Raw genomic sequence first — 6,172 nt, forward strand, 5'->3', positions numbered from 1 at the left:
TCCTGATCCGCGAGGACGCGCCCGGGCAGCGCCGGCTGGTCGCCTACGCGGTGCCCGCCGCCGGCGCCCAGGCCGACGTCGCGCGCTGGCGCGACGCGCTGGCCGCCCGTCTGCCCGACTACATGGCGCCCGCCGCCTGGGTGGCGCTGGACGCGCTGCCGCTGACCCCCAACGGCAAGCTGGACCGCCGCGCCTTGCCGGCGCCGGAGCTGACGCTGGCCGAGCACCGCGAGCCGGTCACCGAAAAAGAAAAACTGCTAGCCGAAGCCTTCGCCCAGACCCTGGGCCTGGAGCGCGTCGGCCTGGACGACAGCTTCTTCCATCTCGGCGGCGACAGCATCAGCTCCATCCAGCTGGTGAGCCTGGCCCGCAAGCGGGGCTTGGGCCTGACGCCGCGCCAGGTATTCGAACACCCCAGCGTCCGCGGCCTCGCCCAAGTTGCGGCCGAGGCCTCGGCCCTGGCCGTTGACGCGCGCGCCGACGCGCCGCTGCTGCGGCTGGAGCCGGCCGAAATCGAGCGCCTGAGCCGCCGCCGCCCCGGCCTCGCCGAACTGCTGCCGCTGACGCCGCTGCAGCAAGGCCTGCTGTTCCACGCGCTCTACGACCATTCCGCCGCCAACCCCTATGTGGTGCAGATGCGCATCGAGCTGGACGGCGCGCTGGACGGCGCCGCGCTGCGCCGCGCCGTCGAACGTCTGCTTAGCCGCCACCCGCATCTGCTGGCCTCCTTCATTCACGAGGACACCCTGCAACCGATGCAGGCCTTGAGCCTGGACAGCGCCGCGCCGTGGCGGGAAGCCGATTTGTCGGCGCTCAGCGACGACGAGGCGCACGCGCGGCTGGAAGACATGCAGACGGCCGATCATGGGGAGAGCATGCCGCCGGACCGCGGGCCGCTGCTGCGCTTCACCCTGATCCGGCTGGCGCCGGAGCGCCACCGCCTGCTCTGGACTTTCCACCACCTCTTGCTCGACGGCTGGTCCCTTCCCGTGCTGCTGGAAGAACTGTTCGCGCTCTACCGCCAGGGAGAATCGGCCGCGCTGCCGCCCGCGCCGGCCTACCGCGATTACCTGCTCTGGCTGTCCGGCCGCGATCAGGCCGCCGCCCGCCAGGCCTGGGGCCAATACCTGCGCGGCGTGGACGAGCCCACCCTGGTGGCGCCCGGCCTCCCCGCCGCGGAACGGCGGCCGGATCTGCACACCGCCGCGCTGACGGCGGAGCTCAGCGCCGCGCTGTCCGCCCAGGCGCGGCGTCGCGGGCTGACCCTCAACACCCTGGCCCAGGCCGCGTGGGGCCTGCTGCTGGCCCGCCTGACCGGCCGCGACGATCTGCTGTTCGGCATCACCGTGTCCGGACGGACCGCGCCGCTGGAAGACATCGCGCGGCTGCCCGGCCTGCTGATCAACACCGTGCCGCTGCGCCTGAAACTGGAACCGTCGGCCACGCTGGCCGGCTGGCTGGACGATCTACAATCGCGCCAGGCCGCGATGATGGAGCATCAGCATCTCGGACTCGGCGACATCCAGCAGCTGACGGACATGGAGGAGTTGTTCGACACGCTGATGGTGTTCGAAAACTATCCGCAGCTCGACGCGCTGCGCCAAAGCCGCGCCGGAGACGGCCTGAGCGTGCGCCCCGTCGACGGTTTGGGCGGCGATGTGTCGCATTACCCGCTGGGCCTCTGCGTGGTGCCGGGGGAAAGACTGGAACTCCGGCTGGGCTGCCGCGCCGACGCCTTCCCGCCGGCCGCGGCCGAGCGCATTCTCGCCAGCCTGACACGCCTGTTCCAGGCGCTGGCCGGCGATCTTGAGCGGCCGCTGGCCAGCCTGCGCTGGCTGGACGAGGCCGAGAGCCGCCAGCTGGACGGCTGGAACGCCACCACTCGCGCCACCGCGCCGGCGACGCTGCCCGAACTGTTCCGCCGGCAGACCCGGCTGACGCCGGACGCCGTCGCGGTCTGCGCCGGCGACGTTCGCCTGAGCTACCGCCAGCTGGATCTGCAATCCAACGCGCTGGCCCACCGCTTGCGCGCGGCCGGCGTGACCGTGGAAACGCCGGTGGCGCTGTGGCTGCGGCGCGGCCCGCTGCTGCCGGTGGCCATCCTCGGCGTGCTCAAGGCCGGCGGCTGCTATATCCCGCTGCACACCGCCCAGCCGGAAGAGCGGCGGGCCTGGACCCTGGCCCAGTCGCGCGCCGCTTTGCTGCTGGCCGACGAGGCACCGGCGCCGGCCATGCTGCCGCCGGGCCTGCCGGTGCTGCGGATAGACGGTCCGTCCGACAACGCCGAGCACCCACCCCGCCTGGAGCTGACCCCCGACGCGCTGGCCTATGTGATGTACACCTCCGGCTCCACCGGCGTGCCCAAGGGCATAGCCGTCAGCCACGCCAACGTCGGTGATCTGGCGCTGGACCGCCGCTGGGAGGGCGCGTCCCAGAGCAAGGTGCTGCTGCACTCTCCGCATGCCTTCGACGCCTCCACCTACGAGCTGTGGACGCCCTTGCTGCACGGCGGCCAGGCGACGCTGGCGCCGCCGGGGGACAACGACATCGACTCGCTGGCGGACATCCTGCAGCGGGAAAGCGTCACCGCGGCCTTCCTGACCACCGCGCTGTTCAACCTGCTGGCCGAGGAGCGGCCGGACTGCTTCGCCACCCTGCGCACGTTGTGGACCGGCGGCGAAGCCGCCTCGCTGCGCGCCTTCCAGCGGGTGCGGGAGCGCCATCCGGGGCTGGAACTGGTCCACGTCTACGGCCCCACCGAGACCACCACCTTCGCCACCTGCTGCCCGCTGCCGTGCGATCAGCCACTGGCTGCGCCGCTGCCGATAGGCGCGCCGATGGACAATACCCGCGCCTATGTGCTGGATTCCGCGCTGCGCCCGCTGCCCGTCGGCGCGCCCGGCGAACTCTACCTGGCCGGCAGCGGCCTGGCGCGCGGCTATCTGGATCAGCCGGCGCTCAGCGCCGAGCGTTTCGTGGCCAACCCCTTCGGCCCCGCCGGCAGCCGGCTGTACCGCAGCGGCGACCGGGCGCGCTGGCGCGCCGACGGCCAGCTGGAATTCCTCGGCCGCGCCGATCAACAAATCAAGCTGCGCGGCTTCCGCATCGAACTGAGCGAAATCGAGGCCAGGCTGAGCGAACACCCGGCCGTGTCCCAGGCGCGGGCGGTGCTGCGCGAGACGGACGGCGCGCCGCGCCAGCTGCTCGCCTATGTCGCGCTCCACCCCGGCGCCGACATCGCCCCGTCCGCGCTCAGACAAGCCCTGGCGGCGCAGCTGCCCGACTATATGGTGCCGGCCGCCGTCGTCGCGCTGGACGCGCTGCCGCTGACCCCCAACGGCAAGCTGGACCACCGCGCGCTGCCCGCGCCCGATTTCCAGGCCGGCGAGCGGCGGCCTCCGCGCAGCGACGCCGAGCACATCCTGGCCGGGCTGTACGCCGAGCTGCTGGGCCTGAACGAAGTCGGTCTGGACGACGGTTTCTTCGATCTCGGCGGCGACAGCATCGCCTCCATCCTGCTGGTCAGCCGCGCGCGGCGGCAAGGCTTGCTGCTCAGCCCGCGCGAGGTCTTCCTCCATCCTCGGGTGGAGGCGCTGGCCGCCGTCGCCCGGCCGGTCGTCGCCGTCGCGGCCGAGGACACCGCGGAGGGCCCGCTGCCGGCGACGCCCATCATCCGCTGGTGGCTGGAGCGCGGCGGCCCGCAAAGCGGCTTCTACCAATCCATGCTGTTGCAAACCCCCGCCGGATTGGAACAAGCCCATCTGCTGCAGGCGCTGCAAGCACTGCTGGACAAACACGACGCGCTGCGGATGCGGCTGGATGCCGACAACGGCCTGAGCGTGCCGCCGGTCGGCTCGACCTCGGCGCAGGACTGCCTGCGCCGCATCGCGGCGGACGCGCATCTGGAGATCCCGCCGGCCGACATCGCCGCCGCGGCGCGGCAGCTGGACCCCGCCGCCGGCGCCATGTTGCGGGCGCTGTGGCTGGACGCCGGCCCGGACGCGCCGGGCAGGCTGTGGCTGGGCATCCATCACCTGGCGGTGGACGGCGTTTCCTGGCGCATCCTGCTGCCCGACCTGGCCTCCGCCTGGCGCGAGGCCCGCTCCGGCCAAGCCATCCGGCTGGATCCGGTGGCCACTTCCTTCCGCCGCTGGGCGCTGCTGCTGAACGAGGACGCCGTCCGCGCCGCCCGCGCGGCCGAAGCGCCGATGTGGGCGGCCATCCAGAACCAGCCCGATCCGCCGCTATCGCCCTGCCTGCTGGACCCGGCGCTGGACACGGCCGGCGCCAGCCGGCGTCTGAGCGTCGCCCTGCCTTCCGCCGTCACCGCCGATCTGCTGACCCGGGTGCCGGCGCTGTTCCACGCCGGCATCAACGACGTGCTGCTCACCGGCTTCGCGCTGGCGGTGGCGCGCTGGCGGCATGGCCGGGGACGGGACGGCGGCTCCGCGGTGCGCCTGGAATTGGAAGGCCACGGCCGCGAGGAGCTGGGCGAGCATTGCGACCTTTCCCGCACCGTGGGCTGGTTCACCAGCCTGTTCCCCGTCTGTCTCGACCCCGGCGCCTCCGCCGCGGCCGCCCTGGACGACGACGCCGTGCTGGGCGCGGCGCTGAAGCGGGTCAAGGAGCAATTGCGCGCGCTGCCGGACCGGGGCCTGGGATACGGCCTGCTGCGCTATCTCAATCCGGAGACCGCCGCCCGGCTGAGCGGCGCGGCGCCGGCGCAACTCGGCTTCAACTACCTGGGACGCTTCTCCACGCCGGCGCGCGGCGACTGGATGCCGGCGCCGGAAGCGGCCGGGCTGGACGGAAACAGCGATTCTTCGACGCCGCAGACCCACGCCATCGAGCTCAACGCCGCCACCCACGACGGCCCGGACGGCCCGGAACTGGTGGCCACCTGGCTGTGGGCCGGCCGCCTGTTCGACCGGCAGGAGATCGAGAAGCTGGCGGAGGACTGGTTCGACGCGCTGCGCGCCTTGGCCAGGCTGGGCCGCGCACCGGACGCCGGCGGCAGCACCCCGTCCGACCACCCCCTGGCCGGCGGGCTGTCGCAGGAGGAGATAGACCTGATCGAAGCCGGCTTCTAAGAACCTGTTCAATGTCTGCTGCGCTTCAGCGATACGGCGTTGAAAACCAGCTCAAAATGCTCATGTACCACGTGTACATTCCGCTTTTTCGCTCGTTTTCGCCTTGTCTCGCCCTTGCTCGCGAGACTTTGAACAGGCTCTAAGAGCCTGTTCCAAATACTTTCCGGGAGGCCGCCGACGGCGACCGCCCATTGCGAGGTTCACGATGTCGAAGATCGCCGAAATCCTGCCGCTGTCGCCATTGCAGCAAGGATTGCTGTTTCACGCGCTGTACGACGAACGCGAGGTGGACGCCTATCATGTCCGCAACCGCTTCGAGCTGCGCGGCGTCCTGGACGCCGGCCGGCTCAGGCGCGCGGCGGAGGCGCTGCTGCAACGCCATCCCAATCTGCGCGCCGCCTTTGTCTACAAGGGGCTGGCGCAGCCGCGTCAGGTGGTGCCCCGCGAGTTCGAGCTGGATTGGCGCGAGGAAGATCTGTCCGGCCGGGACGCCGCCGCGCTGGACGCGCTGCTGGAGGCGGACCTGCGCCGCCGCTTCGATCCGGGCAAGCCGCCGCTGCTGCGCTTCATCCTGGTCAAGCTGGACGCGGAACGCCATCAACTGCTGTGGAGCTTCCACCACCTGCTGTTCGACGGCTGGTCCATGCCCATCCTGATGGACGAGCTGTTCGCGCTCTACCGCCAGGGAGAATCGGCCGCGCTGCCGCCGGCCGCGCCCTACCGCGACTATCTGGCCTGGCTGCAACAGCAGGACAAGACCGCCGCCGCCCGCGCCTGGGCCGCCAGCCTGGAAGCGCTGGACGAGCCGGCCAAACTGGCCGCCGCCGCCGCGGGGGAGCGCCAGTTGATTCTGTCCCGGCAAACCGAAACCGCCCCGCTGCAGGCGCGGGCCCGCCAGTTGGGCGTCACCCTCAACACCCTGCTGCAAGCGGCCTGGGCCATTCTGCTCGCCCGCCTCTCCGCCTCAGACGACGTCGTCTTCGGCGTCACCGTCTCCGGACGCCCGCCGGAGCTCCCCGGCGTCGAACGCATGGTCGGCCTGCTGATCAACACCGTCCCGCTGCGCCTGCGGCTGCAGCCCG

Annotated in this window: 2 protein-coding genes; both read left to right on the forward strand. The window is 72.0% G+C overall.

Translation table 11 applies throughout. The features are described 5' to 3' along the window. Positions 1-5,090: amino acid adenylation domain-containing protein (locus tag ACODRW_RS24045; RefSeq protein ID WP_488906883.1), on the forward strand; the 5,090-nt coding region annotated here is incomplete at its 5' end. 205 nt (positions 5,091-5,295) lie between these two features. Further along, positions 5,296-6,172 (forward strand): condensation domain-containing protein (locus tag ACODRW_RS24050; protein WP_488906884.1); only part of this gene is annotated, 877 nt, incomplete at its 3' end.

Source organism: Chromobacterium sp. FG89, assembly GCF_057808735.1.